The organism is Nocardia sp. NPDC102475, assembly GCF_055584605.1.
In genome coordinates this window covers 582,810-598,728 of the sequence record NZ_JBVJLS010000001.1, presented here as the reverse complement: position 1 = coordinate 598,728, position 15,919 = coordinate 582,810, and the positions used below count along the sequence as shown (strand labels likewise).

The 15,919-nt window shown below is 65.1% G+C and carries 18 protein-coding genes and 1 tRNA gene; 14 read left to right on the top strand and 5 right to left on the bottom strand.

Annotated features, from left to right (window positions below; genetic code table 11):
- Positions 1-3 precede the first annotated feature (3 nt).
- The 7 genes from ACZ60G_RS02775 to ACZ60G_RS02745 all read left to right on the top strand — a co-directional run bounded on the left by ACZ60G_RS02775 (position 4) and on the right by ACZ60G_RS02745 (position 6,986).
- Entirely contained in the window at positions 4-867 is an 864-nt protein-coding gene (locus tag ACZ60G_RS02775) for an ABC transporter permease (protein WP_465806644.1), read from the top strand.
- Entirely contained in the window at positions 864-2,462 is a 1,599-nt protein-coding gene (locus ACZ60G_RS02770) for an ABC transporter ATP-binding protein (protein ID WP_465806642.1), read from the top strand. The genes ACZ60G_RS02775 and ACZ60G_RS02770 overlap by 4 nt, the downstream gene beginning before the upstream one ends.
- Before the next feature lie 210 nt (positions 2,463-2,672).
- Complete coding sequence (locus ACZ60G_RS02765) at positions 2,673-3,398, top strand: lytic transglycosylase domain-containing protein (RefSeq protein WP_465806641.1); 726 nt, start codon at positions 2,673-2,675, stop codon at positions 3,396-3,398.
- Between the two features lie 157 nt (positions 3,399-3,555).
- Entirely contained in the window at positions 3,556-4,842 is a 1,287-nt protein-coding gene (eno, locus tag ACZ60G_RS02760; protein ID WP_465806639.1) for a phosphopyruvate hydratase, read from the top strand.
- Positions 4,843-4,859: 17 nt separating this feature from the next.
- Positions 4,860-5,507 (top strand): FtsB family cell division protein, encoded by a 648-nt coding sequence (locus ACZ60G_RS02755; protein ID WP_465806637.1) that lies wholly within the window; start codon positions 4,860-4,862, stop codon positions 5,505-5,507.
- Entirely contained in the window at positions 5,504-6,046 is a 543-nt protein-coding gene (locus tag ACZ60G_RS02750) for a DUF501 domain-containing protein (RefSeq protein WP_465806635.1), read from the top strand. The genes ACZ60G_RS02755 and ACZ60G_RS02750 overlap by 4 nt, the downstream gene beginning before the upstream one ends.
- Positions 6,039-6,986, top strand: a complete 948-nt coding sequence (locus ACZ60G_RS02745) for a Ppx/GppA phosphatase family protein (RefSeq protein ID WP_063036635.1) — start codon at positions 6,039-6,041, stop codon at positions 6,984-6,986. The genes ACZ60G_RS02750 and ACZ60G_RS02745 overlap by 8 nt, the downstream gene beginning before the upstream one ends.
- Positions 6,987-6,993: 7 nt before the next feature.
- Here ACZ60G_RS02745 and ACZ60G_RS02740 read toward each other — a convergent pair whose 3' ends face one another.
- On the bottom strand, positions 6,994-7,806 hold the full coding sequence (locus tag ACZ60G_RS02740) for a neutral zinc metallopeptidase (protein ID WP_465806633.1): 813 nt from the start codon (positions 7,804-7,806) through the stop codon (positions 6,994-6,996).
- 298 nt (positions 7,807-8,104) lie between these two features.
- Here ACZ60G_RS02740 and ACZ60G_RS02735 point away from each other — a divergent pair, with 298 nt between their 5' ends.
- The 3 genes from ACZ60G_RS02735 to ACZ60G_RS02725 all read left to right on the top strand — a co-directional run bounded on the left by ACZ60G_RS02735 (position 8,105) and on the right by ACZ60G_RS02725 (position 11,307).
- The gene (locus ACZ60G_RS02735) at positions 8,105-9,571 is read left to right on the top strand and encodes a peptide MFS transporter (RefSeq protein ID WP_465806632.1); all 1,467 of its coding nucleotides are present in this window, start codon (positions 8,105-8,107) and stop codon (positions 9,569-9,571) included.
- A 40-nt stretch (positions 9,572-9,611) separates the two neighbouring features.
- Positions 9,612-11,135, top strand: coding sequence for an amino acid permease (locus ACZ60G_RS02730; RefSeq protein ID WP_465806630.1), 1,524 nt, complete (start codon positions 9,612-9,614; stop codon positions 11,133-11,135).
- 98 nt (positions 11,136-11,233) lie between these two features.
- Positions 11,234-11,307 (top strand) — tRNA-Leu (locus ACZ60G_RS02725).
- An 87-nt stretch (positions 11,308-11,394) separates the two neighbouring features.
- Here ACZ60G_RS02725 and ACZ60G_RS02720 read toward each other — a convergent pair.
- From ACZ60G_RS02720 to ACZ60G_RS02710, 3 genes are all read right to left on the bottom strand, one after another.
- Positions 11,395-11,544 carry a hypothetical protein gene (locus ACZ60G_RS02720; protein WP_465806628.1) on the bottom strand — a complete coding sequence of 50 codons (150 nt, stop codon included), beginning with the start codon at positions 11,542-11,544 and terminating at the stop codon, positions 11,395-11,397.
- The gene (locus ACZ60G_RS02715; protein ID WP_465806626.1) at positions 11,544-11,765 is read right to left on the bottom strand and encodes a hypothetical protein; all 222 of its coding nucleotides are present in this window, start codon (positions 11,763-11,765) and stop codon (positions 11,544-11,546) included. The genes ACZ60G_RS02720 and ACZ60G_RS02715 overlap by 1 nt, the downstream gene beginning before the upstream one ends.
- A gap of 91 nt (positions 11,766-11,856) precedes the next feature.
- The gene (locus tag ACZ60G_RS02710; RefSeq protein WP_465806625.1) at positions 11,857-12,153 is read right to left on the bottom strand and encodes a hypothetical protein; all 297 of its coding nucleotides are present in this window, start codon (positions 12,151-12,153) and stop codon (positions 11,857-11,859) included.
- Between the two features lie 127 nt (positions 12,154-12,280).
- On the opposite strand from ACZ60G_RS02710, the gene ACZ60G_RS02705 reads away from it, so the two are divergent.
- From ACZ60G_RS02705 to ACZ60G_RS02695, 3 genes are all read left to right on the top strand, one after another.
- Positions 12,281-12,796 carry a DUF6879 family protein gene (locus ACZ60G_RS02705; RefSeq protein WP_465806623.1) on the top strand — a complete coding sequence of 172 codons (516 nt, stop codon included), beginning with the start codon at positions 12,281-12,283 and terminating at the stop codon, positions 12,794-12,796.
- On the top strand, positions 12,793-13,635 hold the full coding sequence (locus tag ACZ60G_RS02700) for a helix-turn-helix domain-containing protein (RefSeq protein WP_465806621.1): 843 nt from the start codon (positions 12,793-12,795) through the stop codon (positions 13,633-13,635). The genes ACZ60G_RS02705 and ACZ60G_RS02700 overlap by 4 nt, the downstream gene beginning before the upstream one ends.
- A gap of 177 nt (positions 13,636-13,812) precedes the next feature.
- The gene (locus tag ACZ60G_RS02695; RefSeq protein ID WP_465806619.1) at positions 13,813-14,589 is read left to right on the top strand and encodes a hypothetical protein; all 777 of its coding nucleotides are present in this window, start codon (positions 13,813-13,815) and stop codon (positions 14,587-14,589) included.
- A gap of 21 nt (positions 14,590-14,610) precedes the next feature.
- Here ACZ60G_RS02695 and ACZ60G_RS02690 read toward each other — a convergent pair whose 3' ends face one another.
- Positions 14,611-15,012 carry a hypothetical protein gene (locus ACZ60G_RS02690; protein ID WP_465806617.1) on the bottom strand — a complete coding sequence of 134 codons (402 nt, stop codon included), beginning with the start codon at positions 15,010-15,012 and terminating at the stop codon, positions 14,611-14,613.
- Between the two features lie 280 nt (positions 15,013-15,292).
- Between ACZ60G_RS02690 and ACZ60G_RS02685 the strand changes: the two genes are divergently transcribed.
- Complete coding sequence (locus ACZ60G_RS02685) at positions 15,293-15,868, top strand: TetR/AcrR family transcriptional regulator (RefSeq protein ID WP_465806615.1); 576 nt, start codon at positions 15,293-15,295, stop codon at positions 15,866-15,868.
- Positions 15,869-15,919: the final 51 nt, after the last annotated feature.

Sequence of the window (15,919 nt, the reverse complement as noted above, 5' to 3'; positions counted from 1 at the left end):
CAGGTGCAGAGATTCCTCACGGTATTGCCTGCGCTGGTCGTGGTTATCGCTGCTGCGCTCGGGCCGAGCCTGGCGACTCGGCCCGCCGAGGAGGCGATCGGGATACCGTTCGCGCGGCCGGGTGCCGACACCTTATTGGGCACGGACCGGCTCGGACGGGATGTGCTGGCGCAACTGCTCTATGGCGGTTGGGGTCTGCTGTTGCTGGCGGGTGTGATCGCGGTCGCGGTAACCGGGTTGTCGTGCGTGCTCGGCGCGATCGCGGCACTGCGTCCTCGGGTCGGTGCCTTGATCGAGGGCGTCGCCGATTTCGCGATCCTGCTCCCCGCGGTTCTCGGAATTCTGCTGGTGCTGACGGCCTGGCCGGATGCGGGCGTCTACGGGCTGGTCGTGGTGGCTCTGCTCTTCGGAACTCCATACTGTGCAAGAGTTTTCGCCGCCGCTGCGGCGGGAGTCGCTGCCAGCGGCTATGTCGAGGCCGCCCGAGCGAGCGGTGAAACTCTGCCGCACTTGGTATTCCGTGAGGTGATCCCGAATCTGCGCGAGGTCTTGGCCGCGCAATTCGGTCTTCGCTTCGTAGAGGGCGTGTATGTGGTCAGCACCGCGTCGTTCCTGCAACTGCCGACCACACTCGGGGCGAGCAACTGGGCGGTCATGGTGCGCGAGAACTCCTCCGGCATGCTCCTGAACCCCTGGTCCGTGCTGGCTCCGAGCCTGGCGATCGCGGTGGTCGCGGTCAGTGTGAATCTCGCGGTGACCTCGTTCGATCAGCACCGTCCACGGCGATGGGCACGCGGTTCCGAGTCGCTGGGATCGGCCGGCGCGGAGTCACCGGTCGCAGGCAATGCGTTGGAGGAGCGGGGATGAATGCGTCTGTCGTCGTCGATGCGCTGACCGTATGCGGATCGAATGGTCAAGAGTTGTTCGAGCCCACCAGCTTCAGCGTCGCGGCGGGTAAGGTCACCGCCTTGACCGGTCCGTCGGGATCGGGCAAGACCACGTTGATGCGGGCACTGCTCGGGCATCTGCCAACGGGAGCCCGGCGATCCGCGGGTTCGGCCGTGGTCGCGGGGCAGGACGTATTCGCATTGAATCCTGGCGCACTGCAACGGTTCCGGCGTGACCACATCGCCTATGTTGGACAGGATCCAGGTTCGGCCCTCAATCCGTTGATGCGTGTGCGTTCCCTGCTCAACGAGGTTCGCCACCCGGCTGCCGCCGTGGCCGAAACGCTGGAGTTGGTCGGCCTGTCCGACGAACACCTGCGCCGCCGACCCGGCGAACTCTCCGGCGGTCAGCAGCGCCGAGTGGCCCTTGCGCGTGCGCTGGTTCGCCACGCCGGAATTCTCATACTCGACGAGCCCCTGGCCGGGTTGCACGGTTCCCTCCGCACCGAAATCGCCCGTCTGCTGGCCGATATCGCCGCTCAGCGCTCTGCCGCAATCTTGCTGTCCGGACACGACACCGCGACTATTCATGCGATCGCCGATGACGTGGTCGAGTTGGGTGCGGTGCATACCGACGTAATCGGCGGCACACCTGTGCCGACTCGATCGGGTATGTCGAATTCACCGCAATCGAACGGGGGTGCCGCATCGGTCATGCGCGTGGCGATGGTTCCCGAGCTGCGACTCGGTCGAGAGGCCGACACCGGGGACTCGGCTCTGCAGCCCAGCGAAGGACAGGGTGCGGTAGCTGTGCGCTCGAGGACAGTCGAGTTGGTTGCGGAACCCGTCTTGCGCGGTCAGGACATCGGTGCCTCGATCGATGGGCACGAGGTATTGGCGGACATCGATTTCGTGCTGCCGGGCGGCGTGGCACTGGCCATTGTCGGGGCGTCAGGAGCTGGAAAGACCACTCTCGCGCGGGTTATCGCCGGTCTGCACCGGGAAGCGACCGGATCGCTGGAACTGCGAAGTGAGTCGATCCCGGTCGGCCCCCGTCGACGAGCTCGCAACGGCCGCAATGGTATTCAGCTGGTCACGCAGAACCCACGGTCCGCGCTCAATCCCCGTCGCACCGTCGCCCAGACGCTCGGCCGTCCGCTGCGCCGAATCGGCGGTGTACCGAAACGAGAACTGGCGCAGCGCATTACCGACTTACTCGACTCGGTCGAACTCGCACCGGAGCACGCCGTCCGCTACCCGCACGAACTCTCCGGCGGCCAACGCCAGCGGGTGGCGCTCGCCAGAGCGCTCGCGGCCGAACCAGCCGTGCTGGTCTGCGACGAGATCACCTCGGCCCTGGACCACAACACCGCCGTCTCGATCATGACCCTGCTGGACCGCATCCGCGCCGAACACGACACCGGCCTGCTCGTCATCACCCACGACATGACGCTGGTCACCGGACACTGCTCCCACCTCGTCGTCCTCGACCACGGCCGCATTGTCGAATCCGGCTCGGCGACAGCGGTCCTCACCGCCCCGGCGCACACCGCGACCCGCGAACTCCTCGGCTAGGCGTTTCCCGCACACAGCTTGTGCGCGATGCACGGTAGTTCTGCGCGGACGAATCGGTGGCTGCGCTATCGGCAATCTGCTCGGTAATCTCGGATCACGGAGCGCGTGACCACCGGGCATGCGGGGTCTGCAGGGGAGGGGTACATGGCGCTGGGCTTGCCGCGACGCGTGCATCGCGGGGATGGTCGTTCGGATCCGGATGAAGGAGGAATGCTCGCGAAGCTGACCGGCGTGTTGGTCGCCGCAATGGTGATCCTTGTACTCGCCGGTTGCGGCGCCGAACGCAATCTTCCGCCCATTCCCGAGGGCATCCCGCCCGGTCCCGGTACGCCGCTGCCGCTGATCGATCTGGATGCGCCCGGCCGCACCGCCGTGCAGTTACGCGACTGGGCCGACGAGCAATCCGGCAAACTCGGCATTCCGAATGTCTCGCTGGAGGCGTACGGCTACGCCGCGGCGATCATGGGCCGGTCCCGGCCGGACTGCGGGATCGCCTGGACCACCATCGCGGGGATCGCCAGTGTGGAGAGTAAGCACGGCACCCATCGCGGTTCGCAGGTCGACGCGGATGGCACTGTGCGCCCGCCGATCATCGGTATCCCGCTGGACGGTGCGCCGGGTGTGGCACTGGTCAAGGACACCGACGGCGGCAAGCTCGACGGCGACCCGGAGTTCGACAGGGCGCTTGGCCCACTGCAATTCATTCCGGAGACCTGGAAGCGCTGGGGTGTCGACGCCAATGGCGACGGCGTCGCCGATCCGCAGAATATCGATGACGCCGCCCTCACGGCGGCCCGCTATCTGTGCGCGAGCGGCGGCGACCTGACCTCCGAGCGCGGCTGGCAGCAGGCTCTGCTGACCTACAACCAGTCGAATGCCTATCTATTGACCGTCCGCGATCGCGCCGCCGCGTACAGCGTCGGGCGCCGCGCATGAGCACCCCTTGGAGGAAACAACGGGTGCTTATCGCGACAGTGCGCGGCGATTCGTCGGAGTGCCGGTTACTGCGCAATGCGCGAGGACGCTAGGCTCGCAAGCGCACGGCTCTTCCCGTCAGACCTACCGTGCCAACAGCCGAAGGAGTGTCGTTTTCGTGGCCATCATCGAACAGGTCGGAGCTCGCGAGATCCTGGATTCCCGCGGAAACCCCACTGTCGAGGTCGAGATCGCCCTCGACGACGGCACCCTGACCCGGGCTGCCGTGCCCTCCGGTGCCTCCACCGGTGAGCACGAGGCCGTCGAACTGCGCGACGGCGGCGAGCGCTACGGCGGCAGGGGGGTGCAGAAGGCCGTCGAGGGTGTGCTCGACGAGATCGCGCCCGCCGTCATCGGCCTGGACGCGGTCGAGCAGCGCACCGTCGACCAAGTCCTGCTGGACCTGGACGGCACCCCGGACAAGTCCCGCCTCGGCGCGAATGCCCTGCTCGGCGTATCGCTCGCGGTGGCCCGCGCCGCCGCCGAATCCTCGGGCCTCGAGCTGTTCCGCTACCTGGGCGGCCCGAACGCGCACGTGCTCCCGGTGCCGATGATGAACATCCTCAACGGTGGCGCACACGCGGACAGCGGCGTCGACGTCCAGGAGTTCATGGTCGCCCCGATCGGCGCGACCACCTTCAAGGAGTCGCTGCGCTGGGGTGCCGAGGTGTACCACGCGCTCAAGTCGGTGCTGAAGTCCAAGGGCCTGTCCACCGGTCTCGGTGACGAGGGTGGTTTCGCGCCGTCCGTCGCGGGCACCAAGGAAGCGCTCGACCTGATCGGTGTCGCGATCGCGAAGACCGGTCTGAAGCTGGGCACCGATGTCGCGCTCGCGCTCGATGTCGCCGCCACCGAGTTCTACACCTCGGGCAGCGGTTACAAGTTCGAGGGCAGTGTCCGCTCGGCCGCCGACATGGCACAGTTCTACGCCGAACTGCTCACTGCCTACCCGCTGGTCTCCATCGAGGACCCGCTGTCGGAGGACGACTGGGACGGCTGGGTCGCGCTGACCGACCAGATCGGTGACAAGGTGCAGCTGGTCGGCGACGACCTGTTCGTCACCAACCCGGAGCGCCTGGAGGAGGGCATCACCAAGGGCGCGGCCAATGCGCTGCTGGTGAAGGTCAACCAGATCGGCACGCTCACCGAGACTTTGGATGCCGTCGAGCTCGCGCACCGCAACGGCTACAAGACGATGATGAGCCACCGCTCCGGCGAGACCGAGGACACCACCATCGCCGACCTGGCCGTCGCGGTCGGCAGCGGTCAGATCAAGACCGGGGCCCCGGCACGCAGCGAGCGCGTCGCCAAGTACAACCAGCTGCTTCGCATCGAGGATGCGCTCGGCGATTCCGCACGGTACGCGGGTGACGTCGCGTTCCCGCGGTTCGCGTTCGAAGGCTAGTCAGCTAGGGGAGCGGTATGACAGAGCGACGTGCGCGTGGATCCAGTCCGGCCGGACGCGGGAACCGCCGCACGTCGCGCTCTGCCAGATCGCGCCCGGCCGCCGAATCGCCGGCGGCCGCACCGAAGCGGACGACCCGCAGGCGGTCCGAATCCGCCGATAAGGCCAAGCCACAGAAGATAGGGCTGCGCTCCGGCGGGCACGAGGACAAGCACGATCGCACCATCCTCGGCCTGTCCACCGGTAAGGCGGTCATCCTGGCCATCGTTGTGTGCGCGCTCGCACTGACGCTGGCCGTGCCGCTGCGCACCTATTTCACCCAGCGCACAGAAGCCGCGCACCTGGCGCAGGAGCGCATCGAACTCGAGGCCGATCTCGCCAAGCTGCGGGATCGCCGTGCGCAGCAACAGGATCCGGCCTACGTGCGTTCCGAGGCCAGGGACCGGTTGCGGCTGGTCATGCCGGGTGAGACGCCATATATCGTCCAGGTGCCGGGTATCGAAGCGCCCGCGCCGCCCGCCGCACCGACCCAGTCGAAGGCGCCCGAGCCCTGGTACACCGACCTGTGGCGCAGTATTTCGCAACCGCAGCAGGCCCCGGCGCCCGCGGCCGCACCCGCCGGGCCGCCCGCCGCGCCGCAGCCAGCACCGGAAGGACCCAGGTGACCGCACCGAACGACCGCGATCTCGAGATCATCGCCAAGCAGCTCGGACGCGAACCGCGCGGCGTACTCGCCGTCGCCTACCGCACCCCGGACGGGCTGCCCGCGGTGGTCAAGACCGCGCCGCGGCTGCCCGACGGCACCCCCTTCCCGACCCTCTACTACCTGACCGATCCCCGCCTCACCGCGGAGGCGAGCAGGCAGGAATCCGCGGGCGTCATGCGGGAAATGACCGAACGCCTCGCCACCGACCCGGAATTGGCCGCCGCCTACCGCGCTGCCCACGAGAGCTATCTGGCCGAGCGCGATGAAATCGAATCGCTCGGTACCGATTTCACCGGCGGCGGCATGCCCGAACGAGTGAAATGCCTGCACGTCCTGATCGCCCACGCCCTCGCCAAGGGCCCAGGCGTCAACCCCTTCGGCGACGAAGCAGTAGCCATGGCCGCCGACCACGGCCTCCGCGGCACCGCAATCCCCGCCGACTGGCCGAAATACGAGCCGCCACACACCCCGGATACGAGCGGAGCTGAGCATGAGTGATCGGGTAGCGGCAGTCGACTGCGGGACGAATTCGATTCGACTATTGATCGCCGAGGTGCTCGGCGATGGGCGGTTGGCGGATGTGCACCGGGAAATGCGCATTGTGCGGCTGGGCCAGGGGGTGGATGCGACGGGGGCGCTTGCGCCGGAGGCGATCGAGCGCACCAGGGTCGCGCTCGCCGATTATGCCGCGCTGATGCGGGAGGCGGGGGTCGGTCGGGTGCGGATGGTCGCGACCTCCGCGACCCGCGATGCCGCCAACCGCGAGGACTTCTTCGCCATGGCCCGTGCCGAACTCGGCACCGTGGTGGCGGGTGCGGAGGCCGAGGTGATCACCGGTGACGAGGAGGCGCGGCTGTCCTTCACCGGTGCGGTCGGCGAATTGGCGAGCGAGGCAGGGCCTTTCGTTGTCGTCGATCTCGGCGGCGGTTCCACCGAACTCGTCGTCGGCGACAGCGATGGTGTCCGTGCCGCATTCTCCGCCGATATCGGCTGCGTCCGCATTACCGAGCGATGCCTGCCGGGCAACCCGCCGACCGCCGAACAGGTCGCCGCCGCACGGGAATTCGCCACCGAACGACTGGATGAGGCCTTCGCCAAGGTCCCCGTCGACGGCGCGCACACCTGGGTCGGCGTCGCGGGCACCATGACCACGATCGCCGCCGTCGCCCTCGATCTGCCCGAATACGATTCGGAGCGAGTCCATCTCACCAGCCTCACCCTGGACCAGGTGCGCGAGGTCTGTGATCGCCTGATCGGCATGAACCACGACGAGCGCGCCGCACTCGGCCCCATACATCCCGGCCGCGTCGATGTGATCGGCGGCGGCGCCGTCATCACCGAGGTGCTCGCCTACGAACTGTCCCGCCGCGCCGACATTTCCGCCCTCATCGTCAGCGAACACGACATCCTGGACGGCATCGCCCTGTCCATCGCCTGAGGCTGGGTCACTCCACCTCGTCGAGCGCGGCAGCCCAGGTATTGCACGATGACGTCGAAGCGTCGCGGTAGCCGGCTTCGACCCAGCGGCGGCTGTTCACGCCGGTGCCGTGGGTCGGATCCTCCTCGGTATCGGATTGGATATCGATCAAATCCACGGCCTCGGCCGGGGTCAGCATGCCGCCGGCCTGAGCTGCCGCCAGCATCACACCGGCCAGGCACTGGGCCTGGAGTTCGATGCGGCGGCTGAGTTCCAGGCCGAGCGGTGACTTCTCGCCCGCGGAATCGATATTCCGATCGGCGCTGCGCAGGATGCCGGTGGAGGACTGCAGGTGGTGGCCGTATTCGTGCATCACGACGAACATCAGATATTGCCCGAGTTGTGAACCCCAACCCCGATGGATGGGATCGTCGGTCGGCCAGTACACGGTGCCGCCGCAATAGAACGCGGGATCGGTGGACTGGACCTGTTTCGAGCAGCCGGTCGTCACGTTGTCGACCACCACGAGTTGCAGCGGCGCGAGGCCCATACCCGTGGCACGCAGGGCCGGATCCCAGGCCTTCGTCAAGCAGTCCAGCTCGGTCTGCACGAATTGCCGCTGGCCCGCCGCGCTCATCTCGATCGGCGGCAGTTGACACCGTAGCGGGGGCAGGCGCAGCGCGGTGTGCAGCGTATTGGCTGTCAGCGGAGGTTCCGGCAGTGCGCCGACGACGGGCTCGGCGTCCACCGCGGATACCGACGCGCACCCAGTGCCGAGCAGCGACAGCAGCGCGCCGAGCACGGCGAGCAGCAGCGCCGCATGGGCGCTCGAGCGCTTCATCAGGTTCCCCCGTCCAGCCAACAAACGAGGTTTCCCCGTCCAGCGAGGCGAACTTTACCGGGAAATTCTCCGGTTTTCTTGTCGAGTGCTGGGGGGGTCATCGAGTGCGGTCGACGAATATTCGACGTTGCCTCGGATTCGCTGAATAGGCGCACTGGAGCGGTATTTCCAAGATGGACGTACCGGTTGGCGGATTGCTCCGGCGGCAGTGCTGGCATGCCCGGCAATATCGGCCGTGAGCAGGGAAACTTTGTTCAGGATGCCGGAAAATTCCCTACCGATATGGGAGGGTCTGAGCATGTCCGACGCAGCAATGGCTGAGCAACCAGTTAGGGAGCGGACCCTGTTCGGTCACCCCATCGGGTTGGCCAATCTCTTCGGAGTCGAACTCTGGGAGCGCTTTTCGTTCTACGGAATGCTCACCATCCTCGGGTACTACCTGTACTACTCGACGACCGAGGGCGGACTCGGTCTATCGCAGAGCACCGGTGTCGGGATCGTCGGCGCGTACGGCGGGCTGGTGTATCTGTCCACGGTGCTCGGCGGGTGGATCGCCGACCGGTTGATCGGCATGGAGCGCACCGTCTTCTACGGCGGCATCGTGGTGGTGGCCGGGCATATCGCGCTGGCGATCCTGCCCGGACTGAGTGGTGTCGGAGTCGGCCTGGTGCTGGTCGCGCTCGGCAGCGGCGGACTGAAGGCCAATGCGTCCTCGCTGCTGGGCACCCTCTACCGGCCGGGTGATCCGCGCTTCGACGGCGGCTTCACACTGTTCTATCTGGGCATCAACCTCGGTGCGTTCGTCGGTCCGCTGCTCACCGGTCTGCTGCAACGGAATTGGGGCTTTCACTACGGTTTCGGTGCGGCCGCGGTCGGCATGGCGCTGGGGCTGACGCAGTACGTGGTGTTCCGGCGCAACCTCGGTACCGCGGGCAGGCATGTGCCCAACCCGTTGCCGCGCAACGCCGCCGGGCCGATCCTGGGCATCGTGGCCGGTACGGCCATCGTGGTCGCGCTGGCATTGATCACCGGGCTGGTCAACCTGGACAACCTCTCCGAGGTCACCACCGGCGTCATCATCGCGGCCGCGCTCGCCTATTTCGTACTCATGCTGACCAGCGCGAAGGTGACGCCCGTCGAGCGCAGCCGGGTACGCGCCTTCATTCCGCTGTTCATCGCGAATGCGGTTTTCTGGTCGCTGTTCCAGCAGATCTTCACGGTCCTCGCGGTGTACTCCGATGAGCGGATGAAGTGGACCATCTTCGGCTGGACCGCGCCGTCGAACTGGATCGGTTCGGTCGAGCCGGTGTGGATCATCTGCCTATCGCCGCTGTTCGCGCTGATGTGGACCAAGCTGGGCAATCGCGCGCCGAGCACACCGCGTAAATTCGCCCTCGGCGTCATCGGCATGGGGCTGGCGTTCTGGTTGTTCGTGCTGTTCTCGGGGAGCAGCGGCAAATCGGTGCCTGCGCTGGCGGTACTGCTCATCATGGGCGCATTCGCCGTCTCCGAGCTGCTGCTTTCCCCGATCGGCCTCTCGGTCACCACGCAGTTGGCGCCCGAGGCGTTCCGGGCTCAGATGATGGCGCTGTACTTCTTCTCCGTTGGCATCGGAACCTCGATGTCCGGTACTTTGGCTCGGTTCTATGACGCGGACCACGAATTCGCGTACTTCGGCATCACCGGAGCAGTAGCGATCTGTGCCGGTCTGATCGTCGTCGCACTCACACCATGGGTGAGCCGACATATGGCCGGTGTGCATTAGGGAAATCAGCGGAGAACCCGTTGACGACAGCAAGGAGACAGTGTTGGCGACCCCAGGAACTCGATGGGGCGGTCTGTTCCGCACCAAATCGGTCGAGCAGTCCATCCGGGACACCGACGAACCCGATTCGAAACTGCGCAAGGATCTGACCGCCTGGGATCTCACCGTCTTCGGTGTCGCGGTGGTCGTCGGTGCGGGCATCTTCACGCTCACCGCGCGCACCGCCGGCAATGTCGCCGGACCCTCGGTTTCCCTCGCCTTCGTCTTCGCCGCCATCGCCTGCGGGTTGACCGCGTTGTGCTACGCCGAATTCGCCTCGACGGTGCCGGTTGCCGGCAGCGCGTACACGTTCTCCTACGCCACCTTCGGCGAACTCGTCGCATGGATCATCGGCTGGGATCTGATCCTGGAGTTCGCGCTCGCGGTGTCGGTGGTCGCCAAGGGGTGGTCGCAATACCTCGGTGAGGTGATGGGGTCGCATTCGCCGATCGTGCATCTGGGGCCGATCGACTTCGACTGGGGTGCGGTACTTCTCATCTCGGTTCTGGGTGTGCTGCTGGCGGTCGGCACCAAGGTGTCGTCGCGAGTTTCGGCGGTCGCCGTCGCCATCAAGCTGAGCGTTATAGCGGTGGTGCTCGTTGTCGGCGCCACCTACTTCGACAAGTCGAACCTGACGCCCTACATCCCGCCTTCGCAGTCCGGCGCGGAAGGGGAGGGGCTGCACCAGTCGCTGTTCTCCTACTTCACCGGCGCCGGACACAGCACCTTCGGCTGGTACGGCCTGCTCGCCGCGGCCAGTCTGGTGTTCTTCGCATTCATCGGTTTCGATGTCGTCGCGACCACGGCGGAGGAGACGAAAAATCCGCAGCGCTCGGTGCCTCGCGGCATTCTCGGCTCGCTGGTGATCGTCACGATTCTCTATGTCGCGGTATCGCTGATCCTCACCGGAATGGTGCCCTACACCGCGCTGTCCGGTGACCGCGCAACGCTCGCAACGGCCTTCGCGCAGCACGGCGCCACCTGGACCAAGAACATCATCTCCATCGGCGCGCTCGCCGGACTCACCACGGTCGTGATGGTGATGTTCCTCGGACAGACCCGGGTGCTGTTCGCCATGTCGCGCGACGGACTGATGCCGCGTCAGCTCGCACACACCGGCAAGAACGGCACTCCGGTTCGGCTGACCATCGTGGTCGGCGTCGTCTGCGCCGTGCTCGCCGGTTTCGTGGACTTCGGCACACTCGAGGAGATGGTGAATATCGGCACCCTCTTCGCCTTCGTCCTGGTCGCCATCGGCGTCCTCATCCTGCGCCGCACCCGTCCTGACCTCCCGCGGGGCTTCCGTGTGCCGTTGGTCCCGCTCATCCCGATCCTCGCCGTACTCGCGTGCTTCTGGCTGATGCTCAATCTCTCGGTCGAAACGTGGCTGCGCTTCCTCGTCTGGATGGCCGTCGGCCTGATCGTCTATTTCGCCTACGGCCGCCGCCACTCCGTCCTCGCCAACGCGCCGGATGCGAATTCCTCCGACGGCACCGCATCGGTAGCCGCCCACGACGGCACCTGACCGCACAATGGCGGCACTACTCCGGCCACCACCGGAGATGCACTAGCCTGCAGAACAGAATTCCGGTACGGCTGTACGAGTCGGTACGCTGACCGGGCGCCCCTATAGCCCAATTGGCAGAGGCAGCAGACTTAAAATCTGCAAAGTGTCGGTTCGAGTCCGACTGGGGGCACCGCAAAAGCGCTGGTAGGTAGCTTTCGGGGTGGTGTGACAGGTTAGTGCCGCCTGCCACCCCGGCACCACCCCGGCGCGTAAGCGGCTACGGCATTTCGTCTTCGTCCTCGATGCGCGGGCATATCGCCTCTACCGTGCGGTCTTGCGATATGCGGTCGGGCCAGAAGATCGCGCCGACGAACACCGCCAGCGGCAGGCCGACGGCGACAACCAAACCGAGAGTGTCGGTGCTCATCAGTTCGCCCAACCTCGCAGGCACCACAACGGCTCCGGCGGAACATGGGTCTCGTCCGCGAGCGGTTCGACCTCGAACGTGTAATCCGGATTCCAGTTCTTCAATGCTGTGAGGAATCTTGCTATTACGTCCGGACTGGCGGTGTACATCACCGTCGGCGGTCGTGCCTTGCCGAAGTCGACTTTCACCACCCGTTGCGGCAGCTCATTGCCCCGGTCCATCGCGCGCCCCGTCCGTCGTCGTATGGAATGCACCCGTCGCCGGGGATGCCGATACACGGGTATCAACCCGGCGACGGGGCCTGAATGAACGCTATTTGCGCGCGGCGAGGTCGAACCAGGATATTGCGCAATATTGCGCCGGATTGAGCTGCGGTGTGGCGGCAGCGGATTGATGATGAATAGGTCCCCCCACGTCAGAGGAGAAACCATGGAACTGGAACGGCTCGGCGGCGACAGCACAGATGGACAGTCCCCCACCCTTTTTCGCAGTGATCGCGGAACCTATGTAGCGCAGGGCTGGCGTACCGACAGACCCGATACCATCGAGATTCCGCACCGACTCATCCGGCATCTCGTGCCGGGTACCTGCTTCGGTGCGCTGCTGCACGACACAGGGCACGGCACTTTCATGCTCACGGGCGCACCCGTAACCGATGCCCGAGCGCTGGAGCAGATTCGGCCACCCAGCCACGAGATCGCGGTGGAGGTGGCTATCGGGACGGAGCGGAGGCGCGATGCTGCACCTAGCGTTTGATGATCTGGCGGATGCATTCCGCACCCACCGACGGGCGTTCCATCTGGAAGTCCGCGACGACTACAGCGGCGTAGCTGGGGAAGCGGACCGGGTCCAACGATTTCTGAACGGGGAACCACAGGATCCGGCGGCGAGCGCGCGTTGGCACGCACTCATGCGGGAAGTTTCCGAGGTCGGTTGCGCAGTGCAGAGGGTGCGGGTAATCACCGAGCCGCACGGCGACTACACCCGGTTCTCGTTGGGAACCACCGAAGCCAATCTCCAAGCGGGCGAGGATATTCGGTGGGTGCCGCGGCAGGATGCACCGCCCGACCTTCCCGATGATGACTGGTGGCTGTTCGACGATGACCTTGCCGCCTACACGGTGTTCGAGCGCGACGGCTCTGCCCTGCCGGGCTGGGTTGCGACTTGCGACCCCGTGGTTGTTGCCCATTACGCACGAATTCGAGATCAGTTGTGGGCCAAGGCTATCCCGCATCATGAGTATGCGAAGTGACCAACGCAGGTGAAGCGCGTCGCGATCTGGGAGCCCGTCTGCGCGGGTTGAGGGTTGCGGCGCGCCTGCGCGGGTACCAGCTTGCCCAACAAGCGGGCTGGCACGCGGCCAAGGTGTCGCGTATTGAGCACGGCTCGCAGGCGCTCAGCGAAGATGACTTGGCCGTGTGGTGCCGCCTCACCAACGCCGAAGACGAATACCCGGATCTGCTTGCCACGCTCCGCAATATCAGTGCGGCGTGGATGGAATGGCGGCGCATCGTCGGGCACGGGTACAGCAACCACCAACGGCAAATCAGCGGAATGGAAGACCGCAGCGAGCTACTGCGTGGGTACGACCCACAGGTGTTCCACGGGCTGTTGCAGACGCCGGGCTACGCGCGGGCGCTGATGGCCGCGGGCATGGAGTTCTTGAACACAATCCGCGACCTCGACGAGGCTGTTGCCGCCCGTGTGGAAAGGCAACGGGTGCTGCGGGAGGGGCGGCATCGGTTCTACTTCCTGGTCGGCGAGCAGGCGCTCAGGACCACCGTTGGAGACGACGCCGTGATGGCCGAGCAGATCCGGCATGTGTTGAATCTAATGTCCTTACCGCGCTTGGTATTTGGAATCGTCCCGGCTGAGAGCGCGTTCTTCCGCCGTACGACGGATTTCGTTCTGTACGACCAACGCAAGGTGTTGGTAGAGACCATAACCGCAGAATCGGCCGTAACGCAGCCGCGCGAGATTGCCCTGTACGAGAAGGTATTCAACCGGCTTGCCGAGCAAGCCGTCCACGGTGACGCTGCCCGTGCGTTGCTCGTGGCAGCCTTGGAGCAGCGCGGGGGGAGTTGGAGGTGAGCGCGCAGAAGTGTCGGTACCGGTCGATACGCTGGCCGCATGACTAACACGGATGCCCTCTACGCACTTGGTGCATCGCTCGCCCCGGCGTTGGGGCGGGTAATAGAATGAGGGAAAAGAGGGAAGACGCTAGAGGCATGGGGGCTGAAGCCACACCGAGCTGATCCCGGGACGTCTATGGCCAAAGATGACGAGGACGGCTACGGAACCAAGATTCCAGAGGGCGTGACGGGAACCGTCTTATTTCCGATCATGAACGCGACCGACGCACTGGCAACAATTCATCAGGTTCTCTCGGAAGCTGCGAAGATTGCGCCATTTAATCATCACACACCATCGTTTCTATCTTCTTGCAGAACAGCTTTCGAATCTTCTGCTCAAGCAATATGGATCATGAGCCCAGCGGAGCGAGGGGACAGACGAGCGCGGGCAGCAGGACTTGCGCGGATCGGAATCGAGCATGCCCGCGAGTATCACAGCGAGGCGATTGCCGCCCACGACAATAAGTTCCTCGTGATCCCTGGCGAGACGTACAAGCAGTCGAAGCATCGGCTCCAATTTCATGAGAAGGAGCTGGAGGTGCTGGAAACTCTCCCTCAACAGAGCGGTCGCAAATACACTGAACTAGTCCGCAAGGCAGCTAATTGGATCCAGGAAAATCCACCAAAGCACACCATCGATATAGACAAAAAGCATTTTCCAACAATCATGAAGATGCAGTACCGTGTGTGTTCGAGCTTCACACACGGCCACTCTTGGCCGACGGATTTAATCCGTGGCCCGTCCGAAATGTTCTCAATGATGGCCGACGCAATCGCCACAGCAGTTGTCAGCACGGAGTGTGCAATTGCTCTATTCGAGGCTCAATCAACCGATCCTATGAGCGGGCGCACGAATTATTATCCTGATCGCCTTAATCCGACTATCGAAGAATGGCGTAGTCGTTACGTGTGATCAGGATGCCGATGGTGAGTGCTAGCCCGCCGTCCGCCGACGGAACGGCACCACGTTCCCCGGGATAGACTCCGGCGCAGGTGAGTCGGCCGGAATCGCCTGCGGTGGAACCGAAGTAGCGCGCGGCGGTTCGGGCAGGTTGTTGCCTGCGCCGCCTTCTTCTTCGGGTATCCAGTCGCCGTAGGTGTTCAGGGTCAGCGTGAAAGTGCTGTGCCCCAACCACTTTGACACCTGCATGTAGTGGGTACCGCTCATCAGCTGCATCACAGCGAAGGTGTGCCGCAAGTCGTGTAGCCGGACGCCGCGCGTCGCGGGAATTGCCGGGGCGGTGTCGATAGCGGGTACCTCGGAAGCGCTGACCGGCAGACCCACGGCAACGAGCGCGGGTTCGAGAATGGTGTCGTAGAACGAGCCCATTGCCATCGGCTGCGACCAGCCCAGCGGCACCGCGTAGCGCTGACTCTTGGCGCGGTAGCCCCCCGTTCTTCGAGAGGCGCGGGTGGTTCCGCGGACCAGGGATGCCGGACGGTTGTGTCGGATCCGGGTCCGCCGTGCAAGTAGTCGTACATCCGTGCGGCGGATTACCGCAGAGCCGTTCGTGCCGTTGGCATTTGGGCGCGCTGGGTTGACGAAAGGCCCTCTGGAAGATTCACAGGAGTACCTGTTCTTGACCTATGGGTCAAGAACAGGTACTTTCTTGTTCATGGGACGGCCACGCAACTTCGAAGCGGACGCGGTGGTGGACCGCGCGATGGAGGCGTTCTGGACCCATGGGTACGGCAACACTTCCCCGGCGCAGCTGGCCGAGGCCACCGGGGTGGGAAAAGGTAGTCTGTACAACGCCTTCGGCAGTAAGCGGGAGTTGTTCGATCGGGCGCTCGAGCGATACGACCGGCAGGGCGTTGAGCTTTGTCTGGATATGCTGAATCGGCCGGGCACTACTCGTGAGCGGTTGCGGGCCTGGATGCGGTTCACGGTGGATGCCGATCTGGCGGAACCGGTTCGGCGCGGCTGCATGGTGGTGAACACCGCCACGGAGCTGGCCGGGCGTGACGCGGAAGCCGCCCGCGCTGTCGCCGCCGCGCAGGAGCATATGATCGAGGCCTTCCGATTGCGCATCGAGCAGGGGCAGCGGGACGGCGACGTCCGGGCCGACGCCGATGCGCGATCCTATGGCGAGTTCATCCTGAATGCCATTATGGGACTTCGGGTTACGGCCAAGACTGCCGACAAGGCGACGCTGTACCGGATTATCGACACCGCACTGACCGCCCTCTGACCTCGGGCGCCCTCGGGTGCCCTTCTGCTGTCATAGTTTTTGACCTGTAGT